Origin of the sequence: Phyllobacterium sp. CL33Tsu, from assembly GCF_900113985.1 — a bacterium.
GTDB classification, from domain to species: Bacteria; Pseudomonadota; Alphaproteobacteria; order Rhizobiales; family Rhizobiaceae; genus Phyllobacterium; species Phyllobacterium pellucidum.
Genome location: NZ_FORJ01000001.1, coordinates 417,150 through 433,437, shown reverse-complemented (window position 1 = coordinate 433,437; position 16,288 = coordinate 417,150). Strand labels below are relative to the sequence as shown.

The window sequence follows — 16,288 nt, the reverse complement described above, 5'->3', positions numbered from 1 at the left end:
GCATCGCAGTGATCCCGCCCGACACGCTGATTTATTTCTCGCGTCACGGCGAGACGGACTGGAACGTGACGGAGCGAATCCAGGGGCAGGAAGATATCGATATCAATGAGCGCGGCCGCGCTCAGGCCGACCGCAACGGCGATCTTATCAAGTCGCTCATCGGCGATGGCGCAGGATTCGATTTCGTTGCGAGTCCGTTGCGCCGCACGCGCGAGACCATGGAACGCATCCGCACCCGAATGGGTGTCGATCCGGCTGCCTACCACACCGATCCGCGCCTGATGGAAGTCAGCTTCGGCGACTGGCAGGGCTATATGATCGAGGACATCGCCAGGAAGACGCCGGAACTTGTCGAGGAACGTGCGCGCAACAAGTGGACCTTCGTGCCGCCCGGTCCAACAGCCGAGAGCTATGCGATGCTCGGCATCCGCGTGGCGAGCTGGCTGTCCGAGGTGAAGGGGCCGACCGTGTGCGTTACGCATGGCGGCTGTCTTCGCACCATTTTCCAGATGATCAACGGGTTGGATGGCCACGACGCGGCCAACCTCGCCATTACGCAGGATCACATCCTGCGCCTTGAGCACGGCAAGCTTACCTGGCTCTAGCCCAGATTATTCCTGGGTTTCTTCGATATCGGTGATGAAGCGTTCCTTGTTGACGACGTCGAACATCAACGTGACCTTCATACCCTTCTCGATGACGCTAAGATCGAACTCGCCCGGCAATTTATAGACCTTGCCGTCGTCGAGCGTGATCGTCGAATTGTCCTCGTCGATCTTGGTGATTGTCCCTTGTGCATCGTCCGCAAGCGCACCGACCGGGAGCAGGGAGGCAATAAACATGAATGTTGCTACAAAGAAGCGCATTTTCGAATCCTCTTTATCAAATCGGTGGTCGGGCGACGCGCACACTTAGAGCGATGATTTGTGGCAAAAGAATTGCGAATCTGCGGTAGATTTGTTGAAATCAGAACCGTCGACCCGAACGCGCCCTCCATCCGGAAACGGCATAAGCTACAGCTCCTGGTTTTCCATGGCTCTCGCGATTTTGATCACCGCGGCCGGCCGCCGGCCGGATTTGACGGCCTTGCACACGGCTCCTTTGCCGCGCTTTGTTAAGTCCCTCATACCGCCATAAGTCTTATTGCTTAATCCCTGCACGCCGTTATGTTTTGATGATTACGATATGCATTGAATCAACCGAGATTATGGAGGAGATATTCATGGGGTTTAACAGACGCACTGTTCTTGGACTTGCCGCGGGTTCGATCGTTGCATCGGTATTGCCTGCAGCTGCCGATACATTTCCGGAGCGCGCCATTACGTTGGTGGTGCCTTTTGCTGCCGGCGGATCCACCGATCTCGTTGCCCGCCTCGTCGCAGCCAATATGTCGAAATCGCTCGGGCAGCAGGTGATCGTCGAGAATGTCGGCGGCGCCGGTGGCAATCTCGGTGCGGCTCGCGTCGCCAAGGCCGATCCCGATGGCTATACGATTCTGATGGGAACCGTCGCGACCCACGCGCTCAATCCGCTCATGCTGAAGACAAAGCCCTATGACCCGGTGACGGATTTCGCGCCGGTCTCGCTTCTTGTCGTCGTTCCCAACGTGCTCGTGGTCAATCCGCAGCTGCCGGTCAACAATGTCAAGGAACTCATCGATCTGTTGAAGGCCAATCCCGACAAGTACTCCTATGCTTCATCCGGGAACGGTACGCCGCTGCATCTTTCGGGTGAGCTGTTCAAGAGCATGGCCGGCGTGAAGATGGAGCATATTCCGTATAAGGGCGCAGGTCCGGCCTTGAACGACCTTCTCGGCAATCAGGTTTCGATCATGTTCGACAATCTGCCCTCTTCGTCGGCCCATATAAAGGCGAAGTCGCTCAAGGGCCTCGGCGTCACGACGAAGGAGCGTGCGCCGTCCTTCCCGGATATGCCGACGGTGGCCGAGACCGTGCCTGGCTATGAGACCTACACCTGGAACGCGCTGTTTGCGCCTGCGGGCACCCCGCCTGAGATTGTCGCCAGCCTCAACAAGGCCGCCAATACCGCGCTCACCAATCCCGAACTGATCACGCGCATGAACGATTTCAGCGCGCAGATCGTCGGATCGACGCCGGAAGCGCTTGCCGACCATGTGAAGGCGGAAATCGCCAAATGGGAGCCCATCGTCAAAAGCACAGGCGTGACTTTGGACTGATCTGTTTCCAAGATCTTTTCGTCGGCGGCGAAACCGTCGCCGGCGAAAGCAATCGCGGGAGCATAAGGATCCGCACCGCATTGAGAATTTAGCAGCGACGGGTTTGACCACGGGAGGAAACACTCATAAAACGCCTCCCAAAGGCGGGTAACCCACATGTCGCACAATACCTTCGGTCATCTTTTTCGTGTCACCACCTGGGGCGAAAGCCACGGCATAGCGCTTGGCTGCGTGGTCGATGGCTGTCCGCCGGGAATTTCCTTCACGGAAGCCGAAATCCAGGCCTATTTAGACAAGCGCAAGCCCGGCCAGTCGAAGTACACGACGCAGCGGCGCGAGCCTGACCAGGTCAAGGTCTTCTCGGGCGTGATGTTGCAGGATGACGGCGTCACCATGATCTCGACGGGAACGCCGATCTCGATGATGATCGAGAATACCGACCAGCGCTCCAAGGATTATGGCGATATCGCCCGCCAGTATCGCCCCGGCCACGCCGATTATACCTACGATGTGAAGTATGGCATTCGCGACTATCGCGGCGGTGGGCGCTCCTCGGCCCGCGAGACCGCCGCGCGCGTCGCTGCCGGCGCCATTGCGCGCAAAGTCGTGCCGGGTCTTGTGGTGCGCGGCGCGCTGGTCGCAATGGGGATACATTCGATCGACCGTGCTCGCTGGGACTGGGCCGAGGTCGACAACAACCCGTTCTTTACACCCGATGCCGGCTCGGTCGAAACCTTTGCCGCCTATCTCGATGGCATCCGCAAGGCGGGCTCGTCGATCGGTGCGGTCATCGAGGTTGTCGCGGAGAATGTGCCTGCAGGTCTTGGCGCGCCGGTCTATGCCAAGCTCGATCAGGATATTGCAAGCTACCTCATGTCGATCAACGCCGTGAAGGGCGTTGAAATCGGCGACGGTTTCGAGTCGGCCAGGCTCAGCGGCGAGGAGAACGCCGATGAGATGCGCATGGGCAATGACGGCAAACCCATATTCCTCTCCAATCATGCCGGCGGTATACTGGGCGGAATTTCGAGCGGCGCGCCGGTCGTTGCCCGCTTTGCCGTCAAGCCGACCTCGTCGATCCTGACCCCGCGCCGCAGCATCGATGCCGATGGCCAGCAGGTTGATGTGATGACCAAGGGCAGGCACGACCCTTGCGTCGGCATCCGTGCCGTACCGATCGGCGAAGCGATGGTCGCATGCGCCATCGCGGATCATTATTTGAGGCATCGCGGCCAGACCGGCCGCATTTAGGGGGGCGCTTTCATGGCTTACAATCAAAAACGGGTCGTCGATGCTCTGCGCGCCTTCGAACGCGGCGAAATCGTCGTCGTGATGGATGATGACGGACGCGAGAATGAGGGCGATCTGATCGTTGCGGCCGTGCATTGCACGCCGGAAAAGATGGCGTTCATCGTCCGCCACACCTCGGGCATCGTCTGTACGCCCATGCCCCGCGACCATGCGCGGCGTCTCAATCTCGCGCCGATGGTCGCCGAGAACGACGCGCCGCATGCAACGGCGTTCACCGTGACGGTGGATTACAAGCATGGCACCACGACGGGCATTTCCGCCGATGATCGTACGCTCACCGTGCGCAATCTCGCCAATCCCAATGCAGGCGCGGCGGATTTTGTCCGGCCCGGACACATTTTCCCGCTTGTCGCGCGCGAAGGCGGCGTCCTCATGCGCTCCGGACATACCGAAGCTGCCGTCGACCTGTGCAAGCTTGCCGGGCTTCCGCCAGTCGGCGTCATCTGCGAACTCGTCAATGACGATGGCTCGGTAATGCGCGGCCCGCAGGTCGCGGCCTTTGCCGAGACGAACAATCTGCACCAGGTAACGGTGGCCGACCTCATCGCCTATCGGCAGCGCAAGGAGACCTTGATCGAGCGCATCGGCGAATATGATATCGACACGTGCGCTGGCAAGGCGAGGGCCATTACCTATGCCTTGCCGTGGGAGCCCATGCACCACGCGGCTATCGTCTACGGCGATATTCGTGACGGCGAGGATGTGCCGGTACGCCTGCAGCGCGAAGACGTCTTGAGCGATGTATTCGGCGCGCGCAACACGCTCGACAGCATCATGAAGCGCATTGCCGAAGAAAAGCGCGGCGTCATCGTTTATCTGCGCGAAGGCTCCGTCGGCGTCGGCCGTGACGATGACCGCAATCGTGCCACCCTGCAGGACCGCGAGGCCCACGCCGAGGCGAAGGTGCGCGAGGAGGAATGGCGGCAGATCGGTCTTGGCGCGCAAATCCTGAAAGATCTCGGCATCACCTCGATCCGGCTTCTGTCCTCGCGCGAGCGCCACTATGTCGGCCTCGAGGGTTTCGGCATCCAGATCACGAAGACGGACATCCTCTAACCTTCAAACTGTTGCGATTAGCCGGGCAAATTCGCAAGGAACGGTCTTCCTATCTGCTATAGTCTCGCTGGTAAGGCTACCAGCGAGGAGACTGTTATGACCGCGCCCCATCCCTCCAAAACCCGCATCGGCAATCACGAGTTGCATCCTGAAACCCTGATGCTCAATTACGGTTATGATCCGGAATTGTCCGAAGGCGCGGTGAAGCCGCCAGTATTTCTCACCTCGACCTTCGTGTTCAAGTCGGCGGAGGAGGGGCGGGATTTCTTCGATTTCGTCTCGGGGCGGCGCGAGCCGCCGGAGGGCACCGGCGCCGGGCTCGTCTATTCGCGCTTCAACCATCCGAACAGCGAAATCGTCGAGGACAGGCTTGCCGTCTACGAGCGTACGGAAAGCTGTGCCCTGTTCTCGTCCGGCATGTCGGCCATCGCAACGACGCTCCTCGCTTTCGTCCGTCCCGGCGATGCAATCCTTCATTCGCAGCCGCTTTACGGCGGCACGGAAACGCTGCTTGCGAAGACCTTCCTCAATATGGGCGTAGCGGCAGTCGGCTTTGCCGACGGTGTGAACGAGACAACCGTTCAAGCTGCCGCCGAGGACGCGATCAAGCGTGGGCGGGTCTCCGTGATCTTGATCGAAACGCCAGCCAATCCGACGAACAGCCTCGTTGACGTGGCGATGATCCGCCGGGTTGCCGACGCAATTGCCGAAGCGCAAGGCCATCGCCCAGTGATCGCCTGCGACAACACGTTGCTCGGGCCGGTGTTCCAGCGCCCCATCGAGCATGGCGCCGATATTTCACTCTATTCCCTGACCAAATATGTCGGCGGCCATTCCGATCTTATCGCGGGCGCGGCCCTCGGCTCCAAGGCCGTCATGAAACAGGTCAAGGCGCTGCGCGGCGCTATCGGCACCCAGCTCGATCCGCACTCGTGCTGGATGCTCGGCCGCTCGCTCGAAACGCTTGGGATTAGAATGGAGAAGGCCAATAACAACGCGGCCATCATCGCCGACTTTTTGCGCGAGCACCCGAAGGTCGAGAAAATCCACTACCTGCCTTATCACGACCCGGCATCGCCGCTCGGCAAGACCTTTGCCGCGCAATGCACCGGCGCGGGCTCGACCTTCTCGTTCGATATTGTCGGTGGTCAGCCTGCGGCATTCAAGTTCCTGAATGCCCTGCAGATCTTGAAGCTTGCGGTGAGCCTTGGCGGCACGGAATCACTTGCCAGCCACCCGGCGACGATGACGCATTCGGGCGTGCCTTTCGATGTGCGCCAGCGTATAGGCGTTCTCGATTCGACCATCCGCCTGTCGATCGGCATCGAGCATCCGGACGATCTGGTCGCAGATCTTGCGCAGGCCTTGAGCGAAGCCTAGCGCGCGGTTGCGCCCTGCAACTCGATAGGGAAGGGCGCTGGCTCGAAATAGCTTTCGAGTTTGAGCGCCGCGATCGAGTTCAGTTGCTGCTTGCGGAGGAAATCAAGGAGGCCTTGCCGGTCGCGGGCGAGAAGCAGGGGATAATATTTGGGCACGCAATCCTGTTTGCCACTGGCCAAGCCCGCGTCAAGGATCGATGCCGCCTTGTCGAGATCGCCTTTGACGATGGCAATCGTCGCCAGGAGATCAGGATCGGCAAAAAAGTACCGCGAATTTTCCGGGTCATTCGAGCGGTGTGCGACGAAATCGTCGATCGTATTGATGGCGCGCAACTCAGGCAGCGCCTCGAACTCGATCATATCGCGAAGAAGCTGCAGCGATTCCGCATCGCGCGTGTCCCAAAGCCGTCCCGGTATGTAGAGCATTCGCCCACCGCTCAGCGACCAACCGCCAAAGTTCAAAAACGACAGGTTCACGGCTGTATCGGCAGCAAACGTGAACGGGTCACTCCGACGATCTATGCACACAAATCGCAGGACATGTCGGACCGGCTTGATTATCAGCTTGCGGTTGACGAGCGCGAGGTCATGGTGGCGCTCGAGCAAGGGAGCTACGAGTTTCTTGACATCGGCAATGGTGGTCATGTGTTCACGCGCAATTGACGGGACCTTGTTATGAGAGGGTCGTTCGCTACGCCACGTCAATTCGACTTTCGTACCAATCCGTCCACTTTCGTCTTGAACAAGCTGCTCCGACCGGTGCAAATTCTCTCTGCAACTGATCGGTCATGCTCATGCCCTTTTGGCAGCGCAGAAAGTTTTCATGGTTACTCGCCTTTATACGCATCCGATCTATCTCGAACACCTGACGCTCCCGGGCCACCCCGAGCGTCCCGACCGGCTGCGCGCGCTCGCCAAGGTGCTGGAGGATAGCGCTTTTGACGGTCTGGACCGTGCCGAAGCGCCGATGGGCGATGAGGCGACGATCCTTTATGCGCATCCGCAGGAATTTATCGAGCGCGTCCGCGGCACAATACCGGATGAGGGGCTGACGCGCGTCGATGCCGATACGACAGTCAGCCCGAAAAGCTGGGAGGCGGCCTTGACCGCGATCGGCGCGGCCACCGCCGCCGTCGACGACGTGTTTGCCAAGCGGGCGGACAATGTCTTCGTTGCCTCGCGCCCGCCCGGCCATCACGCCGAGCGCAACAAGGCCATGGGCTTTTGCCTTTTTAACAATGCCGCGATTGCCGCACGCCATGCGCAAAAGGAGCACGGCGTCGAACGGGTCGCGATTGTCGATTGGGACGTCCACCACGGCAACGGCACCCAGGACATTTTCTGGGACGATCCCTCGGTGCTCTATTGTTCGACGCACCAGATGCCGCTCTATCCCGGCACCGGTGCGAAATCCGAAACCGGCGCCGGCAATATCGTCAATGCGCCGCTTGCGCCGATGACCGGCAGCGACCATTTCCGCGAAGCGTTCACCACGCGGATTCTGCCCGCTCTCGATACTTTCCAGTCCGAACTCATCATCATTTCGGCGGGCTTCGACGCGCATCGCCGCGATCCTCTCGCCGAAATCAACCTCGATGAAGAGGATTTCGACTGGGCAACCGCAATGCTCATGGAAAGAGCTGGGAGCTTTGCGGGAAATCGCCTTGTCAGCCTTCTTGAAGGCGGCTACGACCTCAAGGGAATGTCGCTCTCCGCGGGCGCGCATATCAAACGCTTGATGGAAGGTTGACCATGGCCGACGCCCCGAACAATACCGATATCGCTGCCATGAGCTTCGAACAGGCGCTCGACCAATTGGAGAAGATCGTCGATGACCTCGAGCGCGGTGACGTGCCACTCGAACAGTCGATTCGCATCTACGAGCGCGGCGAAGCGCTGAAGAAACATTGCGATGCCTTGCTGAAAGTGGCCGAAGACAAGGTTGAGAAGATTCGCCTCGGCCGCGACGGACAGCCGGTCGGCACCGAGCCGCTTGATCCCGAGTAATTGAGCGACGCTGTTCAACGGCGCGCCGGGACTCTATGGTTGGTATCAATTCGGGTCGTGGTGTGACCCAAGGAGTGCGCCCATGAGCTTTTTCCCTGGCAATGACCCCGAGCCCGGCGACAGGACGGCCGCCGACGCCATCGAAACGCTGATCATTCCTCGCACCAGCGATATCGGCAATCTTGAAGTGCGCCGCGCGCTGCCGACCGCCAAGCGCCGGCTCGTCGGCCCTTTCATCTTTTTCGATCGCATGGGCCCGGCAATTCTGCGTCCGAGCCAGGGGATCGATGTGCGCCCGCACCCCCATATCGGCCTTTCCACGGTGACCTACCTGTTCGACGGCCAGATACGCCATCGCGACAGCCTCGGCACCGAAATGGTTATTCGTCCAGGCGACGTGAACCTGATGACGGCGGGGCGGGGCATCGTCCATTCGGAGCGGTCGCCGGAAGAATTGCGCAAGGAGCCGCTGCCGATTTCCGGCCTGCAGACCTGGCTCGCCTTGCCCGACCATCTCGAAGAGATCGACCCGGCCTTTGCCAATACCGGTGTTGCCGAGCTTCCTTCGATGAGCGAAAACGGCATCGACGTGCGCGTGGTCATGGGAACGTTCCACGGCGCCAAGTCAGCGGTAAAGCAGCACGCCGAAACGCTCTATGTCGATATTCGCCTTGCACCCGGAAAACGCATCCAGATACCGGGGACAGCGGCCGAAGAGCGGGCGATCTATACGCTGGAAGGCCCGGTCGAGGTCGCCGGCGAGACATTCCCGGCTGACCGCCTGCTGGCGTTTCGCAGCGGCGACGAAATCATCATCAGCGCACCGGAAGGCGCGCATTTCATGCTTTTTGGCGGCGCAGCTCTGCCCTCTCAGCGCTATATCTGGTGGAATTTCGTCTCGTCGTCCAAGGAGCGTATCGAACAGGCCAAGGAAGAGTGGCGCAGCGGCCGCTTCGATATTGTCCCTGGCGACGAAGAAGAATTCATTCCCCTGCCGGAGGGGTAGGGCAAAGGCCCGGCTCCTTGCCGCACAGGTCGATTTACTCTAGGAACGCCTGACTTTTAAACGGAGCCTCGCACCTTGGCCAAGAATTTTGACACACCGCTGCTCGACCGCGTCAAGATCCCCTCGGACCTGCGCGCGCTACCGGAGTCGGACCTGCCGCAACTCGCTTCTGAGCTGCGCACCGAGCTTATCGATGCGGTGTCGACGACCGGTGGTCATCTTGGCGCGGGCCTCGGCGTCGTCGAGCTCACCATTGCGCTCCACCATGTCTTCAACACGCCGCACGACCGTATCATCTGGGATGTCGGCCATCAGGCCTATCCGCACAAGATCCTGACCGGTCGGCGCGACCGCATCCGGACCTTGCGCCAGGAGGGCGGGCTTTCCGGTTTCACCAGGCGGAGCGAAAGCGAATACGATCCATTCGGTGCTGCCCATTCGTCCACCTCGATTTCCGCCGGGCTCGGCATGGCTGTCGCCAGCGACCTCGCCGGAACGAGGCGCAATGTCGTCTCCGTCATCGGCGATGGCGCCATGTCGGCGGGCATGGCCTACGAGGCGATGAACAATGCCGGCGCGCTCGATGCGCGGCTCGTGGTCATTCTCAACGACAACGACATGTCGATTGCGCCGCCGACCGGCGCAATGAGCGCCTATCTTGCGCGCCTCGTTTCCGGCCGGGCCTATCGCACGTTTCGCGAGACGGCAAAGCAATTGGCAAAGAAACTGCCGAAATTCCTGCAGGAGAAGGCGCGGCTTTCGGAAGAATATGCGCGCGGATTCTGGACTGGCGGCACCATGTTCGAGGAGCTCGGCTTCTATTATGTCGGCCCGATCGATGGCCATAAGCTCGATCATCTGCTTCCGGTTCTGAAGAACGTGCGAGACACGATGGACGGTCCCGTCTTGATCCACGTCGTCACGCAAAAGGGCAAGGGCTATGCCCCTGCCGAGGCGGCAGCCGACAAATATCATGGCGTCAACAAGTTCGACGTGATCACCGGCGCGCAGGCAAAACCGCCTGCAAACGCACCGAGTTACACGAAGGTCTTCGCGACGAGCCTTATTGAGGAAGCGCGCCATGACGACAGGATCGTCGCTGTCACGGCGGCGATGCCGGGCGGAACCGGTCTCGATCTCTTCGGGGAAGTATTTCCGCAGCGCACGTTTGACGTCGGCATTGCCGAACAGCATGCGGTAACTTTTGCGGCCGGCATGGCGAGCGAAGGATACAAGCCCTTCGCCGCCATTTATTCGACTTTCCTGCAGCGCGGCTATGATCAGGTCGTCCATGACGTGTCGTTGCAGAACTTGCCCGTACGCTTTCCGATCGACCGCGCTGGACTTGTCGGCGCCGACGGCGCAACGCACGCCGGCTCGTTCGACACCGGCTTTCTTGCTGCCTTGCCGGGTTTTGTTGTCATGGCCGCATCGGACGAGGCCGAACTTCGCCATATGGTCCGAACGGCCGCCGCTTACGATGAAGGTCCGATTTCCTTCCGCTACCCGCGCGGCGATGGCATCGGCGTCGACCTGCCGGAGCGTGGAGCGATCCTCGAGATCGGCAAGGGACGCATTGTCCGCGAGGGCGCCAAGGTCGCGCTGCTGTCGTTCGGAACGCGCTTGCAGGAGTGCCTCGTTGCCGCCGATGAACTCGACGCCGCCGGTCTTTCCACCACGGTCGCCGATGCACGGTTCGCCAAGCCGCTCGACGAGGACCTCATTCGCCGCCTCGCGCGCGAACACGAGGTTCTCGTCACCGTCGAGGAAGGCGCGGTCGGCGGCTTCGCCTCGCACGTGCTGCATTTCCTCAGCCGCGACGGGCTTCTCGACCATGGCCTGCGCGTCCGCGTGCTGACCCTGCCGGACGCCTACCAGGATCATGCCAAGCCCGAAGCCATGTATGCGCGCGCCGGGCTCGACAGCGCCGGTATTGTACAGGCCGTATTCAATGCGCTCGGACGCGATCAACTGGTTGCGCCAGCACGCGCGTGACAATGCGGCTTGACCAGCTTCTGGTCGAACGAGACCTCTTTGCCAGCCGCTCGCGCGCCCGCGATGCGATCGTGCGTGGGACTGTCAAAGTGGATGGTGCCGTCGTCACCAAGCCGGGCGCGGTGATTGGCGCAGCCGCCATCATCCTCGTTGACGACCCCGCCAGCGCCTACGTTTCCCGCGCTGCGCTCAAGCTCATTGCCGGCCTCGACCATTTCGACATTCCCGTTGCTGGGCGAGCAGCCCTGGATATCGGCGCTTCGACCGGCGGCTTCACGCAAGTGCTGATTGAACGCGGCGCGGCCCATGTTACCGCTGTCGACGTAGGGCACGGACAGTTGCATGAGCGGTTGCGCGGCGACCCGCGGATAACCAACCTTGAATCGCTCAATGCGCGGGAACTGACCCGAGACCATCTTGGCGGCCTGAAGGCCGATCTCGTCGTCTCCGACGTCAGTTTCATCTCGCTGAAACTTGCATTGCCGCCAGCCCTCGATCTGGCCGAACCTGGGTCGCACTGCGTCCTCCTCGTCAAGCCGCAATTCGAAGCCGGGCGCGAGGCCATCGGCAAGGGCGGAATTTTGCGCGACCCGAAGGATGGCGAACGGGTGGCGGATGATCTAAGAAAATGGCTTGATGCAATGCCGGACTGGAACGCGCTCGGACTTTGTCCTTCGCCGATCGAAGGCGGCGACGGCAACCGCGAGTATCTTCTCGCCGGATTGAAAAGAAAAGTTTGATGAGCACACGCGTTACAATCGAGAAGATGGGAGCGGGCGGCGACGGCATTGCCTCGACGGCATCCGGGATCGCCTACGTTCCGTTCTCACTTCCAGGCGAGACCGCCAATATCGCGCTCGACAATGGTCGGGGCACGCTCATGGCTTTGCTCGAAGCCTCGCCGGAGCGCGTCGCCCCTGCCTGCCGCCACTTCGAAGAATGCGGCGGCTGCGCGCTGCAACATTGGCAGGATGAACCCTATCGGGTGTGGAAGCGCTCGCTGGTGCAGGAAGCCCTCGCGGGAAGGGGGCTCGCTTTCGATCTTGAACCGCTGGTGCCCTGCATGCCGCAGACCCGCCGGCGCGTGGTGTTTGCGGCTCGCACGAGCGATCACGGCGCGGTGCTCGGCTTCAATCGCCATCTCAGCCATGATCTCATCGACATTTCGGAATGCCCGGTGACCCTGCCTGATATCGTGTCGCGCCTTGATGACCTGCGCGATCTCGTTGCGGTTGTCGGTGGGGGGATGAAGCCGTTTCGGTTGACCGTGACGGCAACGGCCTCGGGTCTCGACATCATGGTCTCGGGTTGCCAGGCCCCGGACGCCGCAAAGCGCCAGGCCCTGACGGCGCTGGTGCTGAAAAAGGGCTTTGCCCGCTTGACCTATGAAGGCGAAATCATCGTCGAACCGCGCAGGCCCATGGTTCAATTCGGCAGGGTGCCGGTGTTTTTGCCAGCCGGCGGCTTCCTGCAGGCGACAGTCGATGCAGAAAACGCCATGGCAGCTCTGGTGACCGCCCATCTCGCCAAGGCCAAGAAGACGCTCGACCTTTTTGCGGGTGCCGGCACGTTCGCCTTGCGCATTGCCGAGAAATCCGCGGTGCATGCGGTGGAGGGTGATGCAGCGGCGGTGGCCGCGCTTGACCGTAGCGTGCGCCAGGTGCAGGGCCTGAAGCCGGTGACCGCCGAACGCCGCGATCTCTTCCGCCGGCCGTTTCTTGCGCGTGAACTCGCGCCCTTCAACGGACTTGTTTTCGATCCGCCGCGTGCCGGCGCCGAAGCGCAATCGATCGAGATTGCCAAATCCACCGTGCCGAAAGTCGCGGCGGTGTCATGCAATCCCGTCACCCTGGCACGAGACTTGAGCATACTCGTCAAGGGCGGCTACCGGATCGACCGGGTGATCCCGATCGACCAGTTTCTTTGGTCGCCCCATGTCGAGGCCGTGGCGCTGTTGAGCAAGAAATAGAGGGCTTGAATTTGAAGCACACCCTCTGTCCTGCCGGACAGAGGGTGAATCTTGCCTGTCCACATCTAGGCGATAAAGGCCGGTTAAACCGAGGTGCCGCCGACCGTCATCTGGTCCATACGCAGATGCGGTTGGCCGACGCCGACGGGGACCGACTGCCCCGCCTTGCCGCACATGCCCATTCCGGTATCAAGCTGCAGGTCATTGCCGATCATCGAGATGCGCTGCATCGCGTCCGGTCCGTTGCCGATCAGCATGGCGCCCTTGATCGGCGCACCGACCTTGCCATTCTCGATCAGATAGGCCTCGGTGCAACCGAAGACGAATTTGCCGGAGGTGATATCCACCTGACCGCCGCCGAACGAGACGGCGTAGATACCCTTCTTGACCGAAGCGATGATTTCCTCGGGCGTCTTGTCGCCGTCGAGCATATAGGTGTTGGTCATGCGTGGCATCGGCACGTGCGCGTAGGATTCGCGCCGGCCATTGCCGGTCGGTTGCATGCCCATGAGACGGGCGTTCTGCCGGTCCTGCATGTAGCCGACGAGAATGCCGTCTTCGATCAGCACCGTCTTGTTGGTCGGCATGCCCTCGTCGTCGATCGTCAATGATCCGCGCCGTTCCGCAATGGTCCCGTCATCGACCACGGTGACGCCCTTGGAGGCGACCCGCTGTCCGAGCAGTCCGGCAAAGGCGGACGTCTTCTTGCGATTGAAATCGCCTTCAAGGCCATGGCCGACAGCTTCATGCAGCATGACGCCGGGCCAACCACTCGAAAGCACGATATCCATGGTGCCGGCGGGGGCGGGGATGGCTTCGAGATTAACGAGCGCCTGTCGCAGTGCTTCGTCCGCGGCGTGATGCCATTTGTCGGTCGCGATGAACTCGCCAAAACCTTTGCGGCCGCCGGTGCCGAACGATCCGCTTTCCTGGCGGTCACCTTCACCGACGACGACACTGACGTTGAGGCGGACCATCGGGCGTATGTCGCGCACGAAATGGCCGTCGGCGCGCAAAATCTCGACCTGCTGCCACGACCCAGCGAGCGAGACCGAGACCTGTCGAACCTTGGGATCCTTGTCGCGAAGGTAGGCGTCGATCTCCTGCAGCAACTTGACTTTCGCCTCGAATGTCGGCGACCCGAGCGGATTTTCGTCGCTATAGAGGCTGCGATTGGTTCCGGGTGGGGCAGCGGTATAGGTGCCGGCATAGCCGGTACGGATCGCGGATGCGGCATCCGCGGCGCGCTTCAGGGCACCAAGCGACAACTCGCCCGCGTGAGCATAGCCGACGCCTTCACCAGCAACGGCGCGCAGGCCAAAGCCCTGATCCTGATTGAAAGACCCGTTCTTCAGGCGGCCATTGTCGAAGACAAGGCCTTCCGATTCTCTGTACTCGAGAAACAGTTCGCCATCGTCGGCGCCGGCAAGGCTTTTCTTGACCGTTTCAAGGACTTTTTCACGGGGCACATCAAAACTGTCGATAAGGCTTTTCATAATAAAACGTCCGTTTCAAAATACATGAACGGCATGTAGGCCATTCATCGTCCCACGACAAGTACAAGACGCGCGTGTTTGTTGATATGAGCCGACTATGGAAGGGCGTCGAAGCCTTCGCCAAACCCGTTGAGCTCGACGGGAATGCCGATGCCTTCCTCGGGCGTCTGGAATACAATGAAGGTTGCGGCCTTGCCGGTCTTCAATGTCTGGACCAGTTGGTCTTCGAGTATGACTTCTGCATAACAGCCATCTTCGAAGCAGCGCACGAAATAGGCGCGGCCGATGTCCTTGCCATCGACATTGAGGCCGAGCCCGTTGGGCAAGAGGACGCCGAGGGGCGCGAGCACCCGCAGGATTTTAGCCTTGTTGTCCGCAGTCTTCAGCACGACGACGGAGAGGCCCATTTCGGGCCGGTCGGCGGCGACGACATTCTGTATGAGAGCGCACTGTTCGGATTTGGCGCCTGCGGGCGTATCGCAAAGGATCGACCATGCTCCGTGCGTGGATTTGACCGTACCGCTCTGCTGCGCTGCCATGGCAGTGCCCGCAAGGGCGGTCAACGACAGGGTAAGCAGGCCGATGGCGATGCTGCGTAGCGGAAAAAACGACATATAGGCTCCAAAACGAATCATCCAGACGTTAAACCTACCCGTCGAAGATGAAAAGAATGCCGCACCAACACTCCCCAGCATAGAGCGGCCATCAATGTGTCGTGTAATGCAATAATGGCCGGATTGTGAGCCCTTTTATGCCTTGGGCAGCAAAAACGCGGCGGATGCGAAAAAACATGCCCGTTCAAGCCGCCGTGTGCCTCCGCAATGGAAAGCTGCGCGCAAAAATGCCGCATGAGATCACGTTCGCCTTCCTTGCGATGTAAGCTAATGTGTGGTTTGAACGCGGCATATGACCGGGCCTTCCTGCGCCCGGTGTTATCGTATGGAATCAAAGCTTCATTCGGGAGATTTCTAGGTGAAGAAGAATTTTGTCACGCTGATGGGTGTCCTGGGTGGCCTGCTCGGTGCTGGAACAGCTGCTCATGCAGCAAAGCCCGAGCCCTGGCAGATGACGTTCCAACCCGCTGCTACCGGCATCATGGAGCAGATCGTCTGGTTCGAGCGCTATACTTTATGGTTTATCGTCCCGATTACGCTGTTCGTGATGGTGCTTCTGGCCTGGGTCATGATTCGCTATCGTGCGAGCGCCAATCCGGTTCCCTCGAAGACCAGCCACAACACGGCCGTCGAGATCGTGTGGACGGTTGGACCAGTCGTCATCCTGCTTTTCCTGGCAATTCCCTCTTTCCAGCTCCTGACAGCCCAATATTCTCCAGAAGAGCCCAAGCTGACGATCAAGGCGACCGGCTACCAGTGGTATTGGGGCTATGAATATCAGGCCGGTGAGGCGCCGGTTTCGTTCGATTCGGTGCTTCTGAAGGATGCCGACCGCCCCACCCTCGGCAAGGAAGATCGCGAAGCTTTCCCATATCTCCTCGCCGTCGACAACGAGATGGTCGTGCCGGTCAATACCACGGTCCGCCTTCTCGTCACCGGCGCCGACGTGATCCATTCCTTCTCCATGCCGGCCTTCGGCGTGAAGATGGATGCCGTCACCGGCCGCAGCAACGAGACCTGGTTCAAGGCTGAAAAGGAAGGCCTCTACTACGGTCAGTGCTCGCAGATCTGCGGCAAGGACCATGCCTACATGCCGATTGCGATCCATGTGGTCTCGCAGCAACAATACGATACGTGGTTCGCCGCTGCCGGAAAGGATCTTCCGGGCGCATACAAGGCGTTGACCGCGAAAATCGATGCAGACAAGAACGTGAACGTCGCCGGCAACTGAGCTGGCTGACGCACTAGATTAGGAACG

At 60.5% G+C, this 16,288-nt stretch carries 17 protein-coding genes; 13 read left to right on the top strand and 4 right to left on the bottom strand.

From position 1 onward, the window contains the following. The first annotated feature begins 2 nt into the window (after nt 1-2). Nucleotides 3-605, top strand: a complete 603-nt coding sequence (locus BM074_RS02160) for a histidine phosphatase family protein (protein WP_244532763.1) — start codon at nt 3-5, stop codon at nt 603-605. A gap of 6 nt (nt 606-611) precedes the next feature. Here the strand turns inward: BM074_RS02160 and BM074_RS02155 are convergent, their stop codons facing one another. Then, a complete protein-coding gene (locus BM074_RS02155; protein WP_027230091.1) occupies nt 612-866 on the bottom strand; it encodes a DUF1344 domain-containing protein in 255 nt (84 codons plus the stop codon). Between the two features lie 356 nt (nt 867-1,222). Here BM074_RS02155 and BM074_RS02150 point away from each other — a divergent pair, with 356 nt between their 5' ends. From BM074_RS02150 to BM074_RS02135, 4 genes are all read left to right on the top strand, one after another. After that, entirely contained in the window at nt 1,223-2,197 is a 975-nt protein-coding gene (locus tag BM074_RS02150; protein ID WP_175498864.1) for a Bug family tripartite tricarboxylate transporter substrate binding protein, read from the top strand. Between the two features lie 156 nt (nt 2,198-2,353). Further along, the gene (gene aroC, locus BM074_RS02145; RefSeq protein WP_027230087.1) at nt 2,354-3,448 is read left to right on the top strand and encodes a chorismate synthase; all 1,095 of its coding nucleotides are present in this window, start codon (nt 2,354-2,356) and stop codon (nt 3,446-3,448) included. 12 nt (nt 3,449-3,460) lie between these two features. Further along, nucleotides 3,461-4,564 (top strand): 3,4-dihydroxy-2-butanone-4-phosphate synthase, encoded by a 1,104-nt coding sequence (gene ribB / locus BM074_RS02140; protein WP_027230086.1) that lies wholly within the window; start codon nt 3,461-3,463, stop codon nt 4,562-4,564. Between the two features lie 96 nt (nt 4,565-4,660). Further along, complete coding sequence (locus BM074_RS02135) at nt 4,661-5,944, top strand: cystathionine gamma-synthase family protein (protein ID WP_091919451.1); 1,284 nt, start codon at nt 4,661-4,663, stop codon at nt 5,942-5,944. On the opposite strand, the gene BM074_RS02130 is transcribed toward BM074_RS02135, so the two are convergent. After that, nucleotides 5,941-6,369, bottom strand: coding sequence for a hypothetical protein (locus BM074_RS02130; protein ID WP_139217611.1), 429 nt, complete (start codon nt 6,367-6,369; stop codon nt 5,941-5,943). The two genes, BM074_RS02135 and BM074_RS02130, sit on opposite strands and share 4 nt — an antisense overlap. Before the next feature lie 114 nt (nt 6,370-6,483). Between BM074_RS02130 and BM074_RS23410 the strand changes: the two genes are divergently transcribed. The 7 genes from BM074_RS23410 (at nt 6,484) to BM074_RS02100 (ending at nt 12,920) form a co-directional block, all read left to right on the top strand. Then, nucleotides 6,484-6,606 carry a hypothetical protein gene (locus BM074_RS23410; RefSeq protein ID WP_280139057.1) on the top strand — a complete coding sequence of 41 codons (123 nt, stop codon included), beginning with the start codon at nt 6,484-6,486 and terminating at the stop codon, nt 6,604-6,606. A gap of 160 nt (nt 6,607-6,766) precedes the next feature. Further along, nucleotides 6,767-7,693 carry a histone deacetylase family protein gene (locus tag BM074_RS02125; RefSeq protein ID WP_091919447.1) on the top strand — a complete coding sequence of 309 codons (927 nt, stop codon included), beginning with the start codon at nt 6,767-6,769 and terminating at the stop codon, nt 7,691-7,693. 2 nt (nt 7,694-7,695) lie between these two features. Beyond that, the gene (locus BM074_RS02120; RefSeq protein WP_027230082.1) at nt 7,696-7,950 is read left to right on the top strand and encodes an exodeoxyribonuclease VII small subunit; all 255 of its coding nucleotides are present in this window, start codon (nt 7,696-7,698) and stop codon (nt 7,948-7,950) included. An 82-nt stretch (nt 7,951-8,032) separates the two neighbouring features. Further along, nucleotides 8,033-8,956: a pirin family protein gene (locus BM074_RS02115; RefSeq protein WP_091919445.1), complete on the top strand. Its 924-nt coding sequence runs from the start codon at nt 8,033-8,035 to the stop codon at nt 8,954-8,956. A 75-nt stretch (nt 8,957-9,031) separates the two neighbouring features. Continuing rightward, nucleotides 9,032-10,951, top strand: a complete 1,920-nt coding sequence (gene dxs, locus BM074_RS02110) for a 1-deoxy-D-xylulose-5-phosphate synthase (protein WP_091919444.1) — start codon at nt 9,032-9,034, stop codon at nt 10,949-10,951. A 2-nt stretch (nt 10,952-10,953) separates the two neighbouring features. Then, nucleotides 10,954-11,691, top strand: a complete 738-nt coding sequence (locus tag BM074_RS02105) for a TlyA family RNA methyltransferase (protein ID WP_091919442.1) — start codon at nt 10,954-10,956, stop codon at nt 11,689-11,691. Then, entirely contained in the window at nt 11,691-12,920 is a 1,230-nt protein-coding gene (locus BM074_RS02100) for a class I SAM-dependent RNA methyltransferase (RefSeq protein WP_091919440.1), read from the top strand. The genes BM074_RS02105 and BM074_RS02100 overlap by 1 nt, the downstream gene beginning before the upstream one ends. 83 nt (nt 12,921-13,003) lie before the next feature. Here the strand turns inward: BM074_RS02100 and tldD are convergent, their stop codons facing one another. Together tldD and BM074_RS02090 are read right to left on the bottom strand one after the other, a co-directional pair. Then, the gene (tldD, locus tag BM074_RS02095; RefSeq protein ID WP_091919438.1) at nt 13,004-14,416 is read right to left on the bottom strand and encodes a metalloprotease TldD; all 1,413 of its coding nucleotides are present in this window, start codon (nt 14,414-14,416) and stop codon (nt 13,004-13,006) included. Nucleotides 14,417-14,511: 95 nt separating this feature from the next. Beyond that, nucleotides 14,512-15,030: an invasion associated locus B family protein gene (locus BM074_RS02090; RefSeq protein WP_027230076.1), complete on the bottom strand. Its 519-nt coding sequence runs from the start codon at nt 15,028-15,030 to the stop codon at nt 14,512-14,514. A 382-nt stretch (nt 15,031-15,412) separates the two neighbouring features. Here BM074_RS02090 and coxB point away from each other — a divergent pair, with 382 nt between their 5' ends. Continuing rightward, nucleotides 15,413-16,261 carry a cytochrome c oxidase subunit II gene (gene coxB, locus BM074_RS02085; protein ID WP_036813808.1) on the top strand — a complete coding sequence of 283 codons (849 nt, stop codon included), beginning with the start codon at nt 15,413-15,415 and terminating at the stop codon, nt 16,259-16,261. Nucleotides 16,262-16,288 lie beyond the last annotated feature (27 nt).